This window comes from Limosilactobacillus balticus (assembly GCF_014145615.1).
Classification (GTDB): Bacteria; Bacillota; Bacilli; order Lactobacillales; family Lactobacillaceae; genus Limosilactobacillus; species Limosilactobacillus balticus.
In genome coordinates, this window is the sequence record NZ_JACIVH010000058.1 from 18,661 (window position 1) to 37,500 (window position 18,840).

An 18,840-nucleotide genomic window follows, 5' to 3' on the forward strand; every position below is an offset into this window, starting at 1 on the left:
TTTATGAATGTAGAGGCCTGGAAAACATTCCAACTGCCTTACTATTTTGCATTCAATACAAACGAAAACTCAACATCACGGTCGGCAGGAATATGATACTGTTCTTCAACATCTGCACCCCAGCTATCAATTCCCCCAACACCTCGAACCGCCCCTGCAACAACGAGAACAGTTCGTCGTGCAAGTGGGAGCTCTTCGATGTGTGTTGCATTTTCCAATTCCTCCGCTGTATATGGTAAACAACTAAAGGCAAATGGTTGCATATCCTGCTTAACAGTTAAGCTAAACGGTTCACGAGAATGATCAGCATTATTTTGGGTGGCATCACGGGTAATTGTTAATGCATGAGTATCCATGTGCATTCCATTTTCCTGCGGGACTAAATACTTCGTAACCGGTAAACCATTAACGTGGAAGGTGCCCTCAGTCGCTCCTGCCATCCGGTCGGGATAAGTTTCACCGGATAATCCTTGATAGTCAAAGCCAGTAGCAACTGTTGGCATGATAAAACGCATTCCTACTACTGGTAGACCAGGTAAGTCTTCATGACCGTAATAGTGCATTGTCACTTTAATCTCACCTTGTCCGTTAACCTCATAAGTTACAGTGACTTGCGTAGCCGGAACTGTTAGCGTCTCAAAAGTATACTTAATTTTGACGTTCTCAGCAGATACCGGATCACTAAATTCATTGGTTATCGGCGCAATAGGTAATTCAGCAAAGTGTTGGTTATCAACTGTCAGGTCAATCCCAACACACTTATGGAAAGTATCCGCTGCTAACCACTGAGCAGACCGAATATTAAAGCCGCTTCCCCGGTCATTATCAGTGGTTGCCCGCCAAAACGTCGGCATTGGTTCACGATATAGCCATTCTTTACCGTTTAGTTTAAGCGATTCTAATCCACCACGCTCATAGCTAAAAATATAATGAAAGCCGTCACCACTAAGTCCTAACGTCGCATCACCATATATCACGCGTAATTTATTTGTGTAAGCCATAGTAGTATCTTACCTCCTGCATTGCCGGCTTCGGTGTCCGATCAGCAAACATCAAGCCATCTCCCGAGAATTCGTAATCTGAGTGACGATCATCGAAATCACCACCGTAGCGCATCACTTCTTGCCCACTTATCGGATCCTTAACAAGGAGGGCTTGGTCAATAAAGTCCCAAATGAAGCCACCAAAGTATTGTGGGTATTTATCAAGTAAGGAAATGTACGAACCCATTCCACCATCGGAATTTCCCATATCATGCATGTACTCACATTCCATAAATGGCTTATCTGGATTGTTCTTCAGGTACTCCTCAACTTCTTTAGGTGGTAAGTACATCCAGCTTTCAACGTCTGAGATCCGATCACGGTATTCAGGAGTATGACAAACTCCTTCATAGTGAACAAGCCGACTATCATCGTGCTTCTTATAGAATTCATTCATTTTGACAATATTATCGCCAGCATATGATTCATTACCTAACGACCAGAATAAAATCGACGCGTGGTTCTTAAATGTTTCATAGTTAGTTCGTGCCCGATCTACTACTACGTCACGCCATTGAGGAACTGAACCAGGGACGTTATATGATGGTTCAATTGCCCCCATCTTTTGCCAGGTAGCATGAGATTCCAGATTATTTTCGGCCATCATGTAAATTCCGTTATCATCACAAAGGTAATACCACGGAATCTGATCTGGATAGTGACACGTCCGAACGGCATTAATATTATTTTCCTTAAAGGCGTGAATATCACTCGTCATATCATCCATCGTGATCGCACGGCCCCGTTCAGCATCCCATTCGTGCCGGTTAACACCATTTATGATCAGCCGTTGACCATTCAATAAGACAACATGATCTTTATTAATTTCAATTCGCCGAAAACCAAAACGGTATGGAACGAGTTCGACCAAATTACCTTCGTCATCACGAATTTCAATCAACAATTGATAGAGGTAAGGATTATGGTTATCCCATAAGTGAACATTTTCTAAAAATTGATCCTGAACTTTTACCGTGGAGTCAACAGGGTGGGTCTCATTGACGAGCGTATTACCATCGTTGTCGATAACCCGTACATTAACGTTCCCGGCCTTTTCACCGTGAAGTTGCAGCTCAACATTAAAAATACCGTCCTGATAATTATCGGTAACAATTGGTCGAATATTAAGGTCTTCAATATGAACAAGTGGCTGGGCTAATAGGTTTACACTCCTGAAGATACCGGAAAAGCGGAACATATCTTGGTCCTCAATCCACGAGGCGGTACTATGCTTGAAAACTTCCACAGCCAAAACATTACCTTCATCTTGAATGTAAGGAGTCAGGTCAAATTCAGAGGGAGTAAAACTATCTTCAGCGTAACCAATAAAGTGACCATTAAGCCAAACATACATGGCACGCTCGACACCGTCAAACCGGATGCGAACCTGCTTTCCCCGTAAGGAAGGATCAAGGTCAAAATGTTTTAAGTATTCGCCAACAGTATTGTCATCCCCATCGCTAAACGATCCTTCTTGCGCATCATCAGGACTAAGGGCATACGCAGGACGACGGTAAATCTTTCCTTCCCACGGAATCAAAGTGTTAATGTAATTATTTTGGGCATAATTATTTAGTTCAATCTCACTAGGGACTTCGATTGTTCCAAAACTACTACTATCATAATCTACCTTATAAAAGTCATTTTCGCGTTCACGCGGGTTTTCAGCAAAGTTAAATTGCCATTGACCATCCAAGTTTTGCGCAAAACGACTATTATTATGACGCCATTCATCATAGTTACCGTAATAATAATGGTCACTATGCGCAGGTAATTGATTGATCCGGAATGTTTCTGGATCATCAAGCCATTTGATATCTGCATCCATTGATAAATCCCTCCTCGTTACTATCTACAACACCTAAAGTATAGCGCTTTCATCGATGAGATAGCAAGAGGAGAGGTAAAATTTACGTAAATTTTATTAAACAGAAATTTTAAAACAAAAAAGGCACTGAGCAAATATTACTCAGTGTCTTTTAAATAGTGCGGCCGAGAGGACTTGAACCTCCACGGTCATAATCGACCATAAGATCCTTAATCTTACGCGTCTGCCAGTTCCGCCACGGCCGCATATCAACCAACGAATATTATTATAGCAAGATACCTATTCGTTGGCAACAACTTTTTTCAATTTTTTAAAATAAATTTTTGACCACATCGGCGACAAATGTATCGTTGGGTATTGAAACGCCGTTGGCGCGCGATTTCAACACCACAACCGGTACATATATAATACCATTTTTTCTTGGAATTTACCTTTCTTTTACTAGTTGGTGGCGCATATCTTGATCCACCAACCTGTGTCAATAGAGCTTTAAATTCCCTACTGCGATGGTGATAATCCATTCCTAACAGATGTAAATGATAATGACACAATTCATGAAGAACCACTTGGCGCAGATTATGAAGATCAAATTCAGTATACATTAACGGGTTGATATCAATATGATGGTCACCTAAATGATAACGTCCACCGGTTGTTTTTAACCGCTTATTAAAAAATACCTTGTGCGTAAATTTCCGCCCAAAGTATTCTTTTGACCACTGTTCAGTCAATTGTTGTAATTCCGCATTAGTCATTTGTGACTGTCTCCGGTTCAAGCATTGTTAATTGAATACGCTGACGCTTCAAGTCGACATCATCGATCCATACGTCCACAATATCACCAACGGCTACCATTGCCCGCGGATCACGAATGAATTGCTTACTCATCTTTGAAACGTGAACTAACCCATCATGTTTGACACCAATATCAACAAAGGCCCCAAAGTCGACAACGTTCCGGACAGTTCCTTGAAGTTTCATCCCCGGTTTAAGGTCTTCAATCGTCATTACATCATGACGCAATAGCGGAGCAGGCATTGAATCACGAAGGTCACGGCCAGGCTTTTGCAAGGAAGAAATAATATCAGTAACCGTTTCAGTCCCGACTTGATCATCCGTAAACTGCTTAACATCAATTTTCTTTAACTTATCATCAGCACTTGGTGTTCCCAACTCATCGACATTAATCCCTGCCGCTTGAATAATCTTTTCCGCCACCTGGTAACTTTCTGGGTGGACATCAGTATTATCTAATGGATTTTCGCCACCAATAATCCGTAAGAACCCAACTGATTGTTGATAAGCTTTTGGTCCTAATCGCGGAACCTTCTTTAGCTGTGTCCGGTTAGTATACCGCCCGTTTTCATCACGGTAGGTAACAATATTCTTAGCAATCGTTTTATTAAGCCCCGAAATCCGCGTCAACAATTGGTAACTAGCTGTATTGAGGTTAACGCCAACCCGGTTTACCGCCCGTTCAACAATTGTTTCTAGTTCTCCGTTCAATTCTTTCTTCGGCAAATCATGCTGGTATTGCCCAACTCCAACCGCTTGAGGATCAATTTTGACTAATTCCGCAAGGGGATCTTGCAACCGACGACCAATACTGATTGCGCTTCGTTGTTCAACATGCAGATCAGGGAATTCATCACGTGCTTCTTTACTTGCGGAATAAACCGAGGCACCGGCTTCATTTACGATGACATAATAGATTGGCCGTTTGATCTTTTTAAGTGCTTCCGCAACAAACTGTTCTGATTCCCGGCTAGCTGTCCCGTTCCCAATTGCAATCATTTCAACGTGGTATTTTTCTAGTAAATCAATAAACTCACTTTCTGCTGTCGCACGTTGCTTTTCTGGCGCCGGCTTGTGGGGATAGATAACTGCTTTAGTTAAAAATTTCCCATTTTCATCAAGAACTGCCAACTTACAGCCAGTTCGGTAAGCAGGGTCAAAGCCTAACACAACTTTTCCTTTAATTGGTGCTTGCATCAATAAATGATACAGATTTTCACCAAAGACTTTAATCGCCTGTTTATCAGCACCTTCTGTTAATTGTCGCCGCAGTTCCCGTTCAATTGCTGGACCCAAGAAACGCTTATAAGCATCCTTGTAAGCTTCCTCAATAAAAGCAGTCGCATCATTTTTCTTGCTAGTTTTAATCAAACGGAAACGAAGGTAATTCATCACCGGTTCTTCATCTAAGGTGATTTTGACGTTAATAATCCCTTCTTTTTCTCCACGATTAAAGGCTAAGATTTGATAGGAATTTAATTTTTGAACTGAACTAGTGAACTCATAATACTGCTTATAAGTCCCCAGCTCATCTTTTTCTTCTCCACCACGTTTTACACTTGTCTCTAATTGACCATGTTGGGCAGTATAATTTCGCAACCAGCTTCGTACCGTGGCCATTTCACTAATTGCTTCAGCCAAAATTTCATGTGCCCCTGTTAATGCACTTTCAGCATCAGGAACATCATCGTTAATAAACTCTTGTGCCTTCGCACTTAAATCGTCATCAGGATAAGATAATAGCCAATTTGCTAATGGTGCTAAGCCATGTTCACGAGCTTGTTGGGCCTTTGTCTGCCGCTTTTGCTTATATGGCAAATAAAGGTCTTCTACTTCTTGCAATTCAGTCGCACCGTTAATTTGCTTTTCGAGCGCCGGGGTTAACTTACCGAGCTCTTTAATTTTATTGATAACTGTTGCTTGACGTTCCCGCAATGTCGTTACCCGGTGATACTCATCCCGGATAGCTTGCAATTGAACTTCATCAAGTGTGCCCGTCATTTCTTTACGGTAACGGGCAATGAAAGGAATCGTATTTCCTTCATCCATTAATCCGAGGGCTGCTTTAATTTGTTGAGGACGAATATCCGGTAATTGTTTGCTAACAAGTTGAAGTGTTTCTTCTTCCATTGTCTGTTAAACTCCTTCTTAAACTAGTAAAGAGACTGAGTTGATGCCCAGCCTCCCATTTTATTATCAATTTACTTCCACCAAGTATCGTATGGAGCAATCGGTAAGTGACGCTTATGTTGAGTTCGCCGATACCAGCCTTCAATTTTTTCAGCAGCTGCTTGCGAAACTTCACGACCTTCTAAATAGTCATCGATTTCATCATAACGAACACCAAGCGCTTCTTCATCGGGACGCATTGGTTTGTCTTCTTCCAAGTCAGCAGTTGGTGTTTTATCATAAAGCTTTGCCGGTGCTCCTAAGAATTGTAATAAGGCTTTTCCTTGTCGCTTATCCAATCCAGAAAGCGGCGTAATATCTGCACCACCATCCCCAAACTTAGTATAAAAACCAGTTACTGCTTCAGCGGCGTGGTCTGTTCCCACTACAGCTCCTTTGTTTTTTCCGCCAATCGCATATTGGACAATCATTCGTTCCCGGGCTTTAATGTTTCCCTTATTAAAATCGCTAATTGGCGTGCCTGCCTCATTTAAGGATGCCACCATCGCATCAGTAGCCGCCTTAATATTAACCCGCATTATTTTATCAGGTTTAATAAAGTCATTAATTGCAAACATTGCGTCCGATTCATCAGCCTGCTCACCATATGGAAGTCGGACTGCAATAAATTGGTATTCATTGTCGCCAGTCTCTTCCCGCAGCTTTTCGACGGCCAATTGTGAAAGTCGTCCCGCTAAACTTGAATCTTGTCCGCCAGAAATTCCTAATACCAGGGTCTTCATCTTAGTGGTTTGGAGAAAATCACAGATGAACTGAACACGGTTAGTTACTTCTGCTTGGGGATCAATTTGTGAGTTAACGCCTAATGCATTAATTATTTCTTCTTGATACTTTCGCACTACAGATTACCTCTACTTATTCAATGATTTAACATATTCATGAACTTGGTGAATTAATTTAAGCTTATTATCATAGCATTTCTGTGATAAATCGACCGGATATACTTCTGGGTTTAAATCTCGTTTATATTCATCCCATAAAGCATTTAAACTATCAAAACGGTGTTGACGGCTCTCCTCTAAGGTTGGTTCATTATAAACATACTTACCGTCTTGCCAGATTGGCTTTAGCATTGGCCGCGCAGTAAAATCCTCCACATCCTTTTGTTGGAGTGGGAAGTTAGGATTGAACATATTGAGTGATTTTTCATTACGCGGATCCTCATCAACTAAGGTAATATAATCCCCTTCACTCTTGTGGTCTGCACGATCGTTAATCCGCCACACTTGTTTTTTGCCGGGAGTTGACATTTTACCAACATTATTAGAGATCTTAATCGTATCAACAAGTCGGCCATCTTCATCTTCAATAGCAACTAATTTATATACCGCTCCTAAAGTTGGTTGATCATAAGCAGTAATCAATTTGGTTCCAATGCCCCACGTATCAATCTTTGCTCCTTGCATTTGCAAATTTTGGATTGTCTTTTCATCTAGGCCATTAGACGCGATGATTTTTGCGTCTGGGAAACCAGCATCATCCAACATTTTGCGTACTTTTTTAGATAAGTAAGCCATATCACCACTATCAATCCGGACCCCAATAAAGTTAATTTTATCACCAAATTCCTTGGCAACCTTAATTGCATTTGGAACCCCACTCTTTAAGGTATCAAAAGTATCCACAAGAAAGACACAATCATGATGAGTTTCTGCATATGCTTTAAATGCGTCATAATCATTCATGTATACCTGCACAAGGGCATGGGCATGCGTTCCGGAGATCGGGATCCCAAATAATTTACCTGCACGGACGTTACTTGTAGCATCAAAACCACCAATGTATGCTGCTCGCGTTCCCCACAAAGCCGCATCCAATTCCTGTGCCCTACGTGAGCCAAATTCCATTACAGTTTGGTTGCCGACAATCGACTTAATCCGTGAAGCTTTTGTCGCAATCATAATCTGATAATTAAGAATATTTAAAATTGCTGTTTCAATCAATTGTCCTTCAATAATCGGCGCATCAACTTGAATAATCGGTTCATGGTTAAATACCAAATCTCCTTCTTCAAAGCTGCTGATTGAACCCGTAAATTTAAAGTTACGTAAGTATTCTAAAAAGTCATCGTCAAATTGATTCGTAGACTTTAAATATTCAATGTCGCTATCAGTAAAATGTAATTGTTTCACATAGCGAATAATGTGATCTAACCCGGCAAAAACAGCGTACCCATTATCAAATGGCATTTTACGAAAGAAAGCCTCAAAGACAGCACGACGGTTACCCATTCCTTTTTTCCAGTAGGTCTGCATCATACTCAATTCATACGCATCAGTATGAAGGGTAAGGCTATCATCCGGATAATCAAATTTCATTAGTATAATTCCTCTCAAAAGTAATATTATTAATCAGTATTGTAACATGGATTTGTCTTGATTACTTTTCAAAGACAAATTCAAACCGCGATCCAACATATTGAGTGTGGACATATTCAAATGGACGACCATCTTGTAAGTAAGATAATTGGGTCATTCGTAAGAGAGCATCCCCTCGCTTAATCTGCAAGTAGTTAGCAATCTTTTCTGTCGCCTTCGTTGCTGAAATATGCTGGGTTGCATGACCAGGATAAAGGTTTGCCTTTTTTTCTAGTGTCCGATAAAAAGACGTGGTAATTTCTTCCTTACTAAATTTTTGAACAAGGTTAGCAGGAACAGTTGCAATTTCATAACAAATTGGCACATCATTTCCATAACGAACCCGTTCCATTCGTAAAACCTGTTCATCTGGGGCTAACTTTAGTTTTTCAACCTCTGTTTGCGAGGGGATCGTCAAGTGGTAAGAAATCGTCTTACTAGCAGCTTTCTTCCCTGTCGCATGCATTAATTCAGTAAAGCTCGTTATTCCTGACATTTTTTCTTGAACTTTACGATTTGCGACAAAAGTTCCGGAACCAACTCTTCGCTCAAGAATTCCTTCATCAACCAATGCTTGAATTGCTTGCCGGAGAGTCATTCGACTGACACCGAAGTCATTAGCGAGTTCGCGTTCAGCAGGAATTTTATCGCCAACTTTCCACTCACCATCTTCAATGTTTTGTCTTAACTGATTGTGAATTTGAATATAAACAGGTGAACTCATTTTCTTTCCTCCTTACGCCATAGACATTGCGCATGTGTATATTTTACACCATCCCAAAAATCTAGACCAATTTCTTAAAATATCACCAAAAGATTAATAAAAATTAGAGACCGTGGAAAGTCACTTTCTTCCCCAGTCTCTAATTTTTAATTTTTATTATTTTGTCGTAATTTCAATGCTCGTTCAAGGGAGCGATCAACAATAATTGATTGCGAATCAGCAACAGGGTATGTAGTTTCAGGATCCATCTCTTCCGCAAAAGATAATTCAGTACAACCTAAAACGACTACATCTGCTCCTTGTTCTTCAATCATTTTCCGCACTAGCTCATGATACTTGTTGCCATCAGAATGACCAGCCTCTTTAATATCATGGTAAATCAAGTCTTCTGTCATCTCGGCAATCTCAGGAGTAGGCTTGATAAGTTCATACCCAGCCTTCTCAATATAAGGATCATATAAGTTAGCTGCCAAAGTTCCCTTAGTGGCTAATAGACCAACCCGCTTTGCATCCGGCTTAATCTTCTTTATCTCATTAACTGTTTCTTGCAACATGTTGAGAATTGGAATTTCCGTTGCTGCCTGTAACTTATCAAAAGAGTAATGAGCTGTATTACAAATTAAGACAAAGAATGCAGGATTCAAAAGGCTTTGCTGTTTAATATCTTCAATCAGGGCCGCATTAGGATCTGGTTGACTATGATCAAGAATCCATGTAGTACGATCAGGAACGGTTGCATGGTTAACAACTAAATAGTTTAAGTAATCTTGATCACGATGGATTGGCGTTCTCTTATCTAACAGACGTACATAACTTTCTGTTGCCAGCGTCCCCATTCCACCTAAAATTGTAAAAAATTGTTGCATTATAATTTTGCACGCCCTTTCTAAGCAAATAAATTATGATAGTAGCGCCACAAAAATCGGCCCTAGTAATGTAATTCCAATATTACCAACTACAAACGCCGGAGTAAAGGCAGCCGCATAATATGCTCCACCTTCCGGACCTGCCTTTTGCGAAATCTCATTCATGGCTGCTGCAATCGTTCCTGAACCAGTTAACGCGCCAATTAAAGCAAGAGGTTCCATCTTCAATATATAGCGCCCAAAGAACAGCGTTAGCAAATGTGGCATTATCGAAATCATCGCCCCAACAAATAAAACCCCGATACCTAACGACTTAATTGCACTTGTAAATGCTTGAGCTGATTGCAAACCAACTGTCCCCACAAAAAGCGTTAGCCCAAAACTCTGAAGAAAACTAGTTACCGTTACAGGGATTGATTTACGATCACGGTGACGTTCAATCCATGAACTCAGGATTAACCCCATAATTAAAGCCGCCGTTCCATTCCCTAGTTGCAAAGGAATACTGTTTAATTTTATCCCGATAATTCCTAAAAGGGAAGCACAACCGATTCCTAAAGAAAATAAAGAATAATTCATTGCTGTATCTGCAGCTTTCCAGCGCCCCATCTTTTTCAAGATTGCCTTTGTTCGCGAAGTATTACCGGTTAATGAAATCACATCTCCTGGCCGCAACTGGTTAATTAACTGTTGGTTCCCACTAACCGGGTCTTGAATATTTACAAAGACCCCATGTTGACGCAAAATTGCTAATTCACCTGGTTTAAAGTTTTTCCCTAAAACAAAGGCTCGTTCACGCGGCGCATTTGTGGGGGTCAACACTTCCGTTAAGCCTGGTACTCGCATCAACCGATCGAAATGAACGGCATAACCAATAACAGTTAGCAAATCACCAGCCTGCAATTGATATTCAAGGTGGTCAGTCATTTTACCATCATGAAAAGCAGCTAACCCAATAATCCGGTAATTAGATCGCCGATTAAATTCCTCAAGCGTCTTACTAACAAGTGGCGAATCATCTGCAATGCGATAGGTTCGTCGCCAAGTTGGATTAGGGTTTTTAGCATGAAAGTGGTAATGGTCAGCCATTTTGGGTCCTTGTTCAGCAATCGAAATCCCCAAAATTTTAGGGGCTAGGTCACGTAAAAAGATAATTACCCCTAATGTTCCAAAAACGTATGTTAAAGCATAAGCAACCGGGAGCTGAGCCTCATAAGTTGCCTTAACGCTTTGACTAACAGGCAATGACCCAATCGTTTGCAACGAACTGGCAACGGTAGCTGACTGGGTGAGGGCTCCTGAAATAACACCGGCAGCGATCCCTGGTCCAATCTTAAAGGCAGAAAAAAGACTCCACCCAACAAAGAACGCAACAAGCATCCAGAAAATACTAGCGATTAAAATGCGAACCCCAAATAATTTCAAACTAACTAACAACTGGGGCCCGATCCGATAACCAACAGAGAACATGAAGGCGCCAAAGAAAATCGTTCCCAACATTTCATCCCGAGGAAAACTCCCAATCTGCCCCACGATTAAGGTCACAATTAAAGTTCCCACCGTTGCCCCAATATTAAATTTACCCGCAATTTTATAATTTCCAATTAAAAAGCCAATTGCAAGACAAATAAACAGCGTAAAAACCTGATTGCTCACCATAAAGTGAACGATAGAATGTATCATTTTAACTTATAGTCACTTTCTTTAAAAACCTGTAATAACTTGTATTAATCAAGCCACATTATTACATTCTTGTCAGGCTAATTCAACTACTTATTGAGAAATACTTTTCTTCTTTTGTTGCATGCGATAGTTAGTAACCATTGTTAACAAAGTAGTGATTGCCAAAACACCTAATAAGATAAAGTCAAATCGTCCTCCAGCATAGGTACGTCCCATCAGTGAGCCACTGTTGCCCATTTGGAATAAAGCAATTGTGGAGGCAAGGAGACTTGTCCCCAGTGAGCCGGCAAATTGTTGGACCATATTAAAAATTGAGTTTACATCGGGGGCATTTTGTGGTTGAACCAACATTGAAGCATTGGAAATTGTATTAGAAAAAGCAAAATTAAAACCAATTCGTAAAACAACAAAGAAGAGCATTATTAGTAGTGGTGTTAAGTGACGTTGGAAAATACCAAAGCAGCTTGTTCCAATAACTAACAGAATTCCCCCGGAAATAACTGGCGTAGCAAAACCATAACGATCAGCCAAAGTTCCGGCAAATGGCGAGATAAAAGCACCGATTAATGACCCCGGAAATAAAATAAGACCCGCGACAATTGCCGAAGAGTGCAAAACATATTGAACGTAAATAGGAATAACAAGCGAAATCCCAATATTAATAAACTGTAAATTAAAATAAGTGACAGTTGATAGACGTAATGGGACAACCTTAAATACCTTTAAGTCAAACAATTCTGATTTACCATGATTATTGATATAGATAAAGGCGCTAAAGAAAATAATTGCTACCAATAATAAAAGCCAAAATTGCTTTCCAACACCTTGTTTTCCAATTGAAGAAACGGCACTAATTATACTAATAAGGGCAATTGCCAGTGTAATTAAGCTTCCATAACTAAATGCTTTATCATTTCCAAGCGGTTTATTACGAATAAAAAGTTGGCCACATACAAGACTAATCAAAACAATTGGTAGTAAAATCCAAAAGATCATCCGCCATGATAGCATTTCTGAAACGACCCCACCATATGTTGGCCCCAGCGCTGGTGCAAACGAAATAACCATTGCAGCCATTCCAGTCATCATGCCAATTCTTTCACGCGGAATCTCCGTAAAAATTAAATGGAACATGATTGGCGTTGCTAACCCAGTAGCAATCGCTTGAATCAATCTCCCCGTTAACAAAATAGGAAAATTACCAGTCAAAGCACACATCAAGTCACCAATAATGAAAAATGATACTGCAAATAAGTGTAACCAACGTGCTTGATACTGGCGTAATAGATAGGCAGTTGTCCCCATCGTAATTGTTACCATCAATAAATAACCAGTTGTAATCCACTGAATAACATCAAGCGAGACGTTAAACTGTGCAGATAATTCTGGATATGTGACATTCATCGATGTTTCATTCAAAATTCCGATAAACGTTAGTAATGCAAGGGAACCAATTGCGAGATAAATACGTGAATAGTTTTTTTCTGCCATTGCTTTCCGCTTCCTCCTTTAAATCAAAATAAAAAGAGCCACGGTGATAAAAACTCCACCACAGCTCTGCAATAACGATTTAATTCTACCAAGGAAGCAGAACGAAAGTCAACGTTATTATTTTTCTGCTAATTGCTTTAACCAGTCTCTCGTTTTCTCATCCAGATTAGGGGCAATCTTAAATCCGAATGGTGCCAATAACAACCGCACCTTCTCCCATTCAATCGTCTGATCATGATAGATCGTTGTTAGCATCATTGTCGCCATCTGATCTTTCTTATTCTGATCAACTCCTGGCTGATTAATAAACGTAATTGCAGTAATCTTTCTTGCTAATAATTTTGCAATTAACGTCTCCATTTCCTGGATTGTGACTAGGTGCTTAATTCGTAGACGTTTTTCTAACGGAACTCCAGGAAGTTCTTTTTGTAAAAACTTTTGAAGCAAATCCCATTCTCCTAAAATTTCTGGATAGAATTGCCAAGGTACCCGAGCATTAAGACTCGCTAGTAAATTTGGAATGATCGCCTGTAAATCCCCATCATTTTCTTGTAAGGAATCACAAATTTCAATCAAGAAGCGTTGAACAGTTTCTTGAGCCCTAGATTGAACCCTCTTCTTAGCTGTTAAAGCAAAGCGAACCACTAGGAAGTCTGTTAACTGTTCATCATCAATGATTGCACCCGTCGCATTGCGTTTCACCTTGAAATCATTTAGTTGTTTAGTTCGCATGCTTTTGGCAAAATGACCTTGTTTAGGCATTAGCTGTCATTCCTTTTTTATATAACTTAAAATTTTTGAACTAGAAAAGGCTAAGAAAAACAGACGTTTTTCTTAGCCTTCCAATAACAGTTGGGCTAGCTGGATTCGAACCAGCGCATGACGGTACCAAAAACCGTTGCCTTACCGCTTGGCTATAGCCCAATAATAAAGATGGAGGAGGGTGGATTCGAACCGCCGAACCCGAAGGAACGGTTTTACAGACCGTCGCGTTTAACCAGACTTCGCTACTCCTCCAAGAAGTTGCTTGATTAAATATTTCGTATCAATCAACGTTTATTATAATACCTAATTTCCAACCTCATTGCAAGTGTTTTTCTCGATTTTTTTGAAAAAAGCTAGATTTTTTTAGTATAAAGACGGCTAATCCATTGATCTAATAGGCTTTCCCCTTCCCACTCACTATCACTTTTGCGTCTAACGCCAACTGCTTGATTGCGGTATGCAATATTTCCAACGGTAATTAATGGCTGGACATAATGAAGGTGCCCATAAAAAACTGCTTTTACTTCTGGAAATCTAGCGAGTAACGCTCCTAAGTATTCACTGCCCAACATTGCAGTTGTCATCTCCCACATCCGTTGTCGCCGTACTGACTCAATAAGTGGATGTGGGAGAGCTTCCCTAATCGGTGCAAAGTGAGTCATAAAAATAACCTGTTTTTGTTGATTATGAGCTTGTTCTAGGACTTCTGCAACTTGGTGCAAAACAATCGCCATTCGTTCTGGATCATTCATTGGCTGCATAATTGGACGATCCACCCAATATGCCCGCTTCCATTGCGCGACCTCTTTTACATTACTTTTATACGTTGAAAACGAATAATCATACCAACCATTGTTACCGATAATTCGCCAGTTTGTTTGGGGAATATCGATAAATCGATTATGAAAATATAGATCATCATCTAAATTTTCTAATTGTTCATAAGTGACCCCTTTTAACATATCGTGGTTACCGGCTAGATAATGAACCTTTGTGGTAGGCAATTGCGATTGTAGTTCCGCAAAATATGCGCTGGTTTGCTCGAAATCATTAAAGGCATCCCCCACAAAAAAGTAATGGTCAATTTCATGACTAGTTAAATAATGCGCCTGTTGAGTAATAAATTCTGCAACATCAGCATGATTTAAATCCAAATGAAGGTCACTACTTACTGCGATTTTCATAATTCACCTCGAAAAAAAAGAGACCAAGAATTATTCTCGATCTCTTAATATATAATTTTTAATCCACACCATCCATCAAGCCATGAATCTTCTTAACGAATAAGCAAAGGATCAATCCGAAGACGATACTTACTGCCCCGATAATTAAGAAGTATGGAACTTCTGTAGCTGATGAGTAGTACTTAACAACTTGGGCGTTAACCGCTTGTCCAGCAGCATCAGCCAAGAACCACATACTCATCATTTGAGACTTAAATGCCTTTGGTGCAAGTTTAGTAGTTACTGAAAGACCAATTGGTGAAATCAACATTTCAGCGATTTCAACAATGAACCATGAACCAACTAACCAGAATGGGCTAACCCGTCCGGCAGTTGTTCCGTGAATCATAGCTGGAAGTGCCATCCAAACGTATGAAAGACCTGCAATTACTAACCCAGCAGCAAACTTACCAGGAGCACTTGGTTGTTTTTTCCAGTGATCCCAAAGCGCAACGAAGAATGGTGTCAGGATCATAATGAATAATGGGTTCAATGTCTGGAAGTTAGCAGCAGCAAAGTGCCAGCCACCAATGTGTAAGACAGTCCGTTGTTCAGCAAAGAGGGCTAAAACAACTGAACCTGATTCTTCAATTGCCCAGAAGATAGCAGCAGCAATGAAAAGTGGAATGTAAGCAACAACCCGTGACTTTTCATCCTTTGTAACCTTCTTGGAATTCAACATCATTACAAAGTAGTAGATTGGTAAAGCAATAGCAATAACCGTAATGATTGTAATGATATTATTGATGTTTAATTGACCCATTGCCGCAAGCAAGCCAAGGATAATTACTAAGGCAACAACACCAACAATTGACCAAATAATTACTGGACGTAAACTTTCCTTATCGATTGGATCATCAGGATACAAGCTATCTTTTGAAAGATATTTCCGTCCGTCAACTACATATTGAACTAACCCAAAGAACATTCCGATAGCAGCTAGTGAAAAACCAGCATGGAAATTCATTTCACCATGGAAAAGGTTTAAGCCAAAACCATTAGCAGCCCAAGGGACAGCCCAAGGAGCAACAGCAGCCCCTAAGTTAATCCCGAAGACAAACATACTAAAACCAGAGTCTCGACGACGGTCTTCAGGACTATACAAGCCCCCAACCATTTCTGAAACATTTGGCTTTAATAACCCGGTACCAATAACAATCAAAGCGATTGATACATAAAGTGCTGACACACCAAATGGTAACGACAAAGCGATATGTCCAAACATAATCAGGACACCACCGATGAAGACCGTTCGCCGCGATCCCCATACACGGTCAGATAACCATCCCCCGACAACACTCGCCAGGTAAACTAATGAACCATAAATTGACATAATTGATGCTGCGGTAGCTTGGTCCATGCCCAAACCACCCTTGGTAACAGCGTAGTACATATAGAATAGAAGGATAGCCCGCATTCCGTAGTAACTAAACCGTTCCCACATTTCAGTGAAGAACAATGTCGACAATCCACGCGGTTGTCCAAAGAAGGAGGTATCCAAATTCTTTTGTTTACTCATACAATTCCTCCAAATAATTTCACTTTTCAATTAGCACAATGTTAATTGAATACACATTCTAAACATTAAAAAACTTTAACAATAAAATTCAGAATAGTACCATTATAAACGTGTTTCAAAACATCGTCAATTGAAAAATAAGTTTTTGATGAGAACGCAAACGCATGTATGAGCTATAATTGTTTATTTTATTAAGTTTGTCGCTAAGATTATTAATTAGATGACGTATCCCCATCAATAACCGGACGTGGGTAAACTTTCCCGTTCCGAACAATGGCATACTCAGTTCCATTATCATCAACAAAGGCCCAACCTTCATCTGGCTCAGATAGGTCAGTCGTGGCTTTCAAACTATCAATCTTGCTGGTGTCTTTGTGGTGATCGCTCGCCCATTTTTTAAGTGCTGCGCGGGCATGCGTCGATGATTCCTTAGAATGAGTATCCTTAGTTGTAGAACTGTTGGTTTTCGCATGTTGCTCTTTCAAGAAACTATCGATGTCAAAGTCGCCATGAACTCTGGCAAATGATTGATTAGGCCACTCATCGTTACCAACGAGACTCAAATTATCTTCATTTAATCGCGCATCAATCGGCGTATCATAATTACTATCATTTAAATTGATAATGTAATTATTTTTTTCCTTCTTCCAGGTCAATTGATCGTGAATATCAGCCTGCGTCGGATTTGCCATTACATATGTCCCAGTTCCATCTGAATTAAGGGTAATAGCAGCTCCATCGGCATCATCACGATAGGAGCCAACAATCTGTGCTTCTTGTTTCTTTACTGACGAAATTTGGGAACTACTACTCTTGTTGTTTGCATTAGACTCATTACCACAACCACTAACACAAATGCTAAGCGTAAATACGCTTGTCGCTAATAATATTGCCTTTTTGAATTGCATTATTAACCCTCCGTTCTCCAAAATATATACCAGTCTAACTATAATTTAGTATATTATTATTACATATTTTATACAATTTTTTTGATAATAAGAAGGCAGCATAAAAACGAGAATCTGAATAAGAATTTTTCCACACAGGTTCTCGTATTTTAATGGGTACTTCCAAAAAGATTGACAACAATTACACCAGCAATAATTAACGCCAAGCCAAGTATATGAACCGGCTGCATCGCTTCATGCCAAATTAGGACTCCAATAAGCGACGTTAAAACAATTCCTGCTCCTGACCAAACTGCATAGGCAACATTAAGACCCATTCCTTGCTTAAGGGCAAAGGAAAGAGCTATAAAGCAAACTCCATAAAATAATAGGCTTAAAATGCCAATCCCTAGTTTGCTAAAACCTTCTGATACTTTTAGGAGGGTCGTTCCTACTACTTCACTAATAATTGCTATTACTAAATAAAGGTAACTCATTTTCTCACCTGTTCTTTCATTTTTCCAATCAATTCTGCATTAATCTTATTTAATTGTTCGACCTTAGTACCATTGCGCATCGTTCAACTGTATGAATCGCATTTAAAATCTTTACTGCCCATTTTTGGCCTGCAGCAGTCAATGTAATTACTCGACTACGTTTATCAGCAGGATTAGTCTTTGAAACCATTATTCCCTGCTGAGTTAATTTTGTACCATTGAGCTTATTGTTTCCAGTATCTAGGACTAGTTGTCTATTAGCAGCATAAAACTTATGACTCTCTAATGCTAACAACATTGATAACTCACCAAACGTTATGTTATTAGCCACGGCGATCTGTTGGTAAATCCGATTAAACGACTGCCAATCACGTTCATACTGCCTAATAGCGTTCTCCATTTCATTTCTCCTCGTATTTTATAATTTTAAAAGGATTATTAGTTGTCTATTCTACATATAGTCCTATTTCGGACAATTTATTTTAAAAAGAAAAAAGATGCTAGCCAGCAGCTAACATCTTTATAGACTCCGGCAGTCAGACTCGAACTGACGACAACCTGATTAACAGTCAGGTGCTCTACCAACTGAGCTATGCCGGAATAATTCATCAACATAAAATATTATATCATGTCGACAAGTCATTGAAAACAATTATTTTAAATTTTATTTACTAAAATTATTAATTACTTGAGACCAGAAATTACTAGTATCCCCATGTTTTTAACAATTTAAGCAGTTCATCAGCTAACTGTTGCTCTTTTTGCTGATAAGTATGCCCGGTTTCTGGGATAACAACTAACTTATTTTGCTTTGCAGTCGCATATGGTCGTTGATGTTTTCAAGAAACTTTTGTGGATCGCCATACGTAAAGCGGTCATACCAAAACTTCCTTGAAGCAGGAGTTAATTCTCCATCAGGCCCTGCATCATAAACAGTCAATGGAGCAACAACTAAACGATTCTTAATTTCTA

At 39.8% G+C, this 18,840-nt stretch carries 16 protein-coding genes, 4 tRNA genes and 1 pseudogene (1 of these 21 only partly in view); all 21 read right to left on the reverse strand.

Features of this window, described 5'->3' with window-relative positions; all coding sequences use genetic code 11:
- Nucleotides 1-41: 41 nt before the first annotated feature.
- On the reverse strand, nt 42-1,001 hold the full coding sequence (locus tag H5S10_RS03055) for a beta-galactosidase small subunit (protein WP_182588652.1): 960 nt from the start codon (nt 999-1,001) through the stop codon (nt 42-44).
- Nucleotides 985-2,871 (reverse strand): glycoside hydrolase family 2 TIM barrel-domain containing protein, encoded by a 1,887-nt coding sequence (locus H5S10_RS03060; protein ID WP_182588653.1) that lies wholly within the window; start codon nt 2,869-2,871, stop codon nt 985-987. Before H5S10_RS03060 ends, H5S10_RS03055 begins: the two co-directional genes overlap by 17 nt.
- Nucleotides 2,872-3,030: 159 nt before the next feature.
- A tRNA-Leu gene (locus H5S10_RS03065) sits at nt 3,031-3,116 on the reverse strand.
- A 57-nt stretch (nt 3,117-3,173) separates the two neighbouring features.
- Nucleotides 3,174-3,626: a SprT family protein gene (locus H5S10_RS03070; RefSeq protein ID WP_182587366.1), complete on the reverse strand. Its 453-nt coding sequence runs from the start codon at nt 3,624-3,626 to the stop codon at nt 3,174-3,176.
- Nucleotides 3,619-5,796 carry a Tex family protein gene (locus H5S10_RS03075; RefSeq protein ID WP_182588654.1) on the reverse strand — a complete coding sequence of 726 codons (2,178 nt, stop codon included), beginning with the start codon at nt 5,794-5,796 and terminating at the stop codon, nt 3,619-3,621. The genes H5S10_RS03070 and H5S10_RS03075 overlap by 8 nt, the downstream gene beginning before the upstream one ends.
- Before the next feature lie 71 nt (nt 5,797-5,867).
- Nucleotides 5,868-6,695, reverse strand: a complete 828-nt coding sequence (gene nadE, locus H5S10_RS03080) for an ammonia-dependent NAD(+) synthetase (protein WP_182588655.1) — start codon at nt 6,693-6,695, stop codon at nt 5,868-5,870.
- A gap of 12 nt (nt 6,696-6,707) precedes the next feature.
- A complete protein-coding gene (locus tag H5S10_RS03085; RefSeq protein ID WP_182587363.1) occupies nt 6,708-8,174 on the reverse strand; it encodes a nicotinate phosphoribosyltransferase in 1,467 nt (488 codons plus the stop codon).
- 61 nt (nt 8,175-8,235) lie between these two features.
- On the reverse strand, nt 8,236-8,937 hold the full coding sequence (locus tag H5S10_RS03090; RefSeq protein WP_003666262.1) for a GntR family transcriptional regulator: 702 nt from the start codon (nt 8,935-8,937) through the stop codon (nt 8,236-8,238).
- A gap of 146 nt (nt 8,938-9,083) precedes the next feature.
- Nucleotides 9,084-9,803, reverse strand: a complete 720-nt coding sequence (locus tag H5S10_RS03095; protein ID WP_182587362.1) for an aspartate/glutamate racemase family protein — start codon at nt 9,801-9,803, stop codon at nt 9,084-9,086.
- Nucleotides 9,804-9,836: 33 nt separating this feature from the next.
- A complete protein-coding gene (locus H5S10_RS03100) occupies nt 9,837-11,486 on the reverse strand; it encodes an aspartate-alanine antiporter-like transporter (protein WP_182588656.1) in 1,650 nt (549 codons plus the stop codon).
- A 90-nt stretch (nt 11,487-11,576) separates the two neighbouring features.
- The gene (locus H5S10_RS03105; protein WP_182587358.1) at nt 11,577-12,977 is read right to left on the reverse strand and encodes an MFS transporter; all 1,401 of its coding nucleotides are present in this window, start codon (nt 12,975-12,977) and stop codon (nt 11,577-11,579) included.
- 117 nt (nt 12,978-13,094) lie between these two features.
- Nucleotides 13,095-13,739 (reverse strand): hypothetical protein, encoded by a 645-nt coding sequence (locus H5S10_RS03110; protein WP_182588657.1) that lies wholly within the window; start codon nt 13,737-13,739, stop codon nt 13,095-13,097.
- Nucleotides 13,740-13,829: 90 nt separating this feature from the next.
- Nucleotides 13,830-13,901, reverse strand: a tRNA-Gln gene (locus H5S10_RS03115).
- Between the two features lie 10 nt (nt 13,902-13,911).
- Nucleotides 13,912-13,994: transfer RNA gene (locus H5S10_RS03120), tRNA-Tyr, on the reverse strand.
- 101 nt (nt 13,995-14,095) lie between these two features.
- A complete protein-coding gene (locus tag H5S10_RS03125; protein ID WP_182588659.1) occupies nt 14,096-14,926 on the reverse strand; it encodes a metallophosphoesterase in 831 nt (276 codons plus the stop codon).
- A 58-nt stretch (nt 14,927-14,984) separates the two neighbouring features.
- Entirely contained in the window at nt 14,985-16,484 is a 1,500-nt protein-coding gene (locus H5S10_RS03130; protein WP_003667295.1) for a peptide MFS transporter, read from the reverse strand.
- 212 nt (nt 16,485-16,696) lie between these two features.
- The gene (locus H5S10_RS03135) at nt 16,697-17,392 is read right to left on the reverse strand and encodes a lipocalin/fatty acid-binding family protein (protein ID WP_182588661.1); all 696 of its coding nucleotides are present in this window, start codon (nt 17,390-17,392) and stop codon (nt 16,697-16,699) included.
- A 149-nt stretch (nt 17,393-17,541) separates the two neighbouring features.
- Nucleotides 17,542-17,868, reverse strand: coding sequence for a DMT family transporter (locus H5S10_RS03140; protein WP_182587351.1), 327 nt, complete (start codon nt 17,866-17,868; stop codon nt 17,542-17,544).
- A 49-nt stretch (nt 17,869-17,917) separates the two neighbouring features.
- Nucleotides 17,918-18,268 carry a helix-turn-helix domain-containing protein gene (locus H5S10_RS03145; RefSeq protein ID WP_182588663.1) on the reverse strand — a complete coding sequence of 117 codons (351 nt, stop codon included), beginning with the start codon at nt 18,266-18,268 and terminating at the stop codon, nt 17,918-17,920.
- Nucleotides 18,269-18,395: 127 nt separating this feature from the next.
- A tRNA-Asn gene (locus H5S10_RS03150) sits at nt 18,396-18,468 on the reverse strand.
- Nucleotides 18,469-18,736: 268 nt separating this feature from the next.
- A pseudogene (locus tag H5S10_RS10265) lies at nt 18,737-18,840 on the reverse strand (NADH-dependent flavin oxidoreductase); its annotated part runs 28 nt beyond the window's last position; the annotation flags it as partial.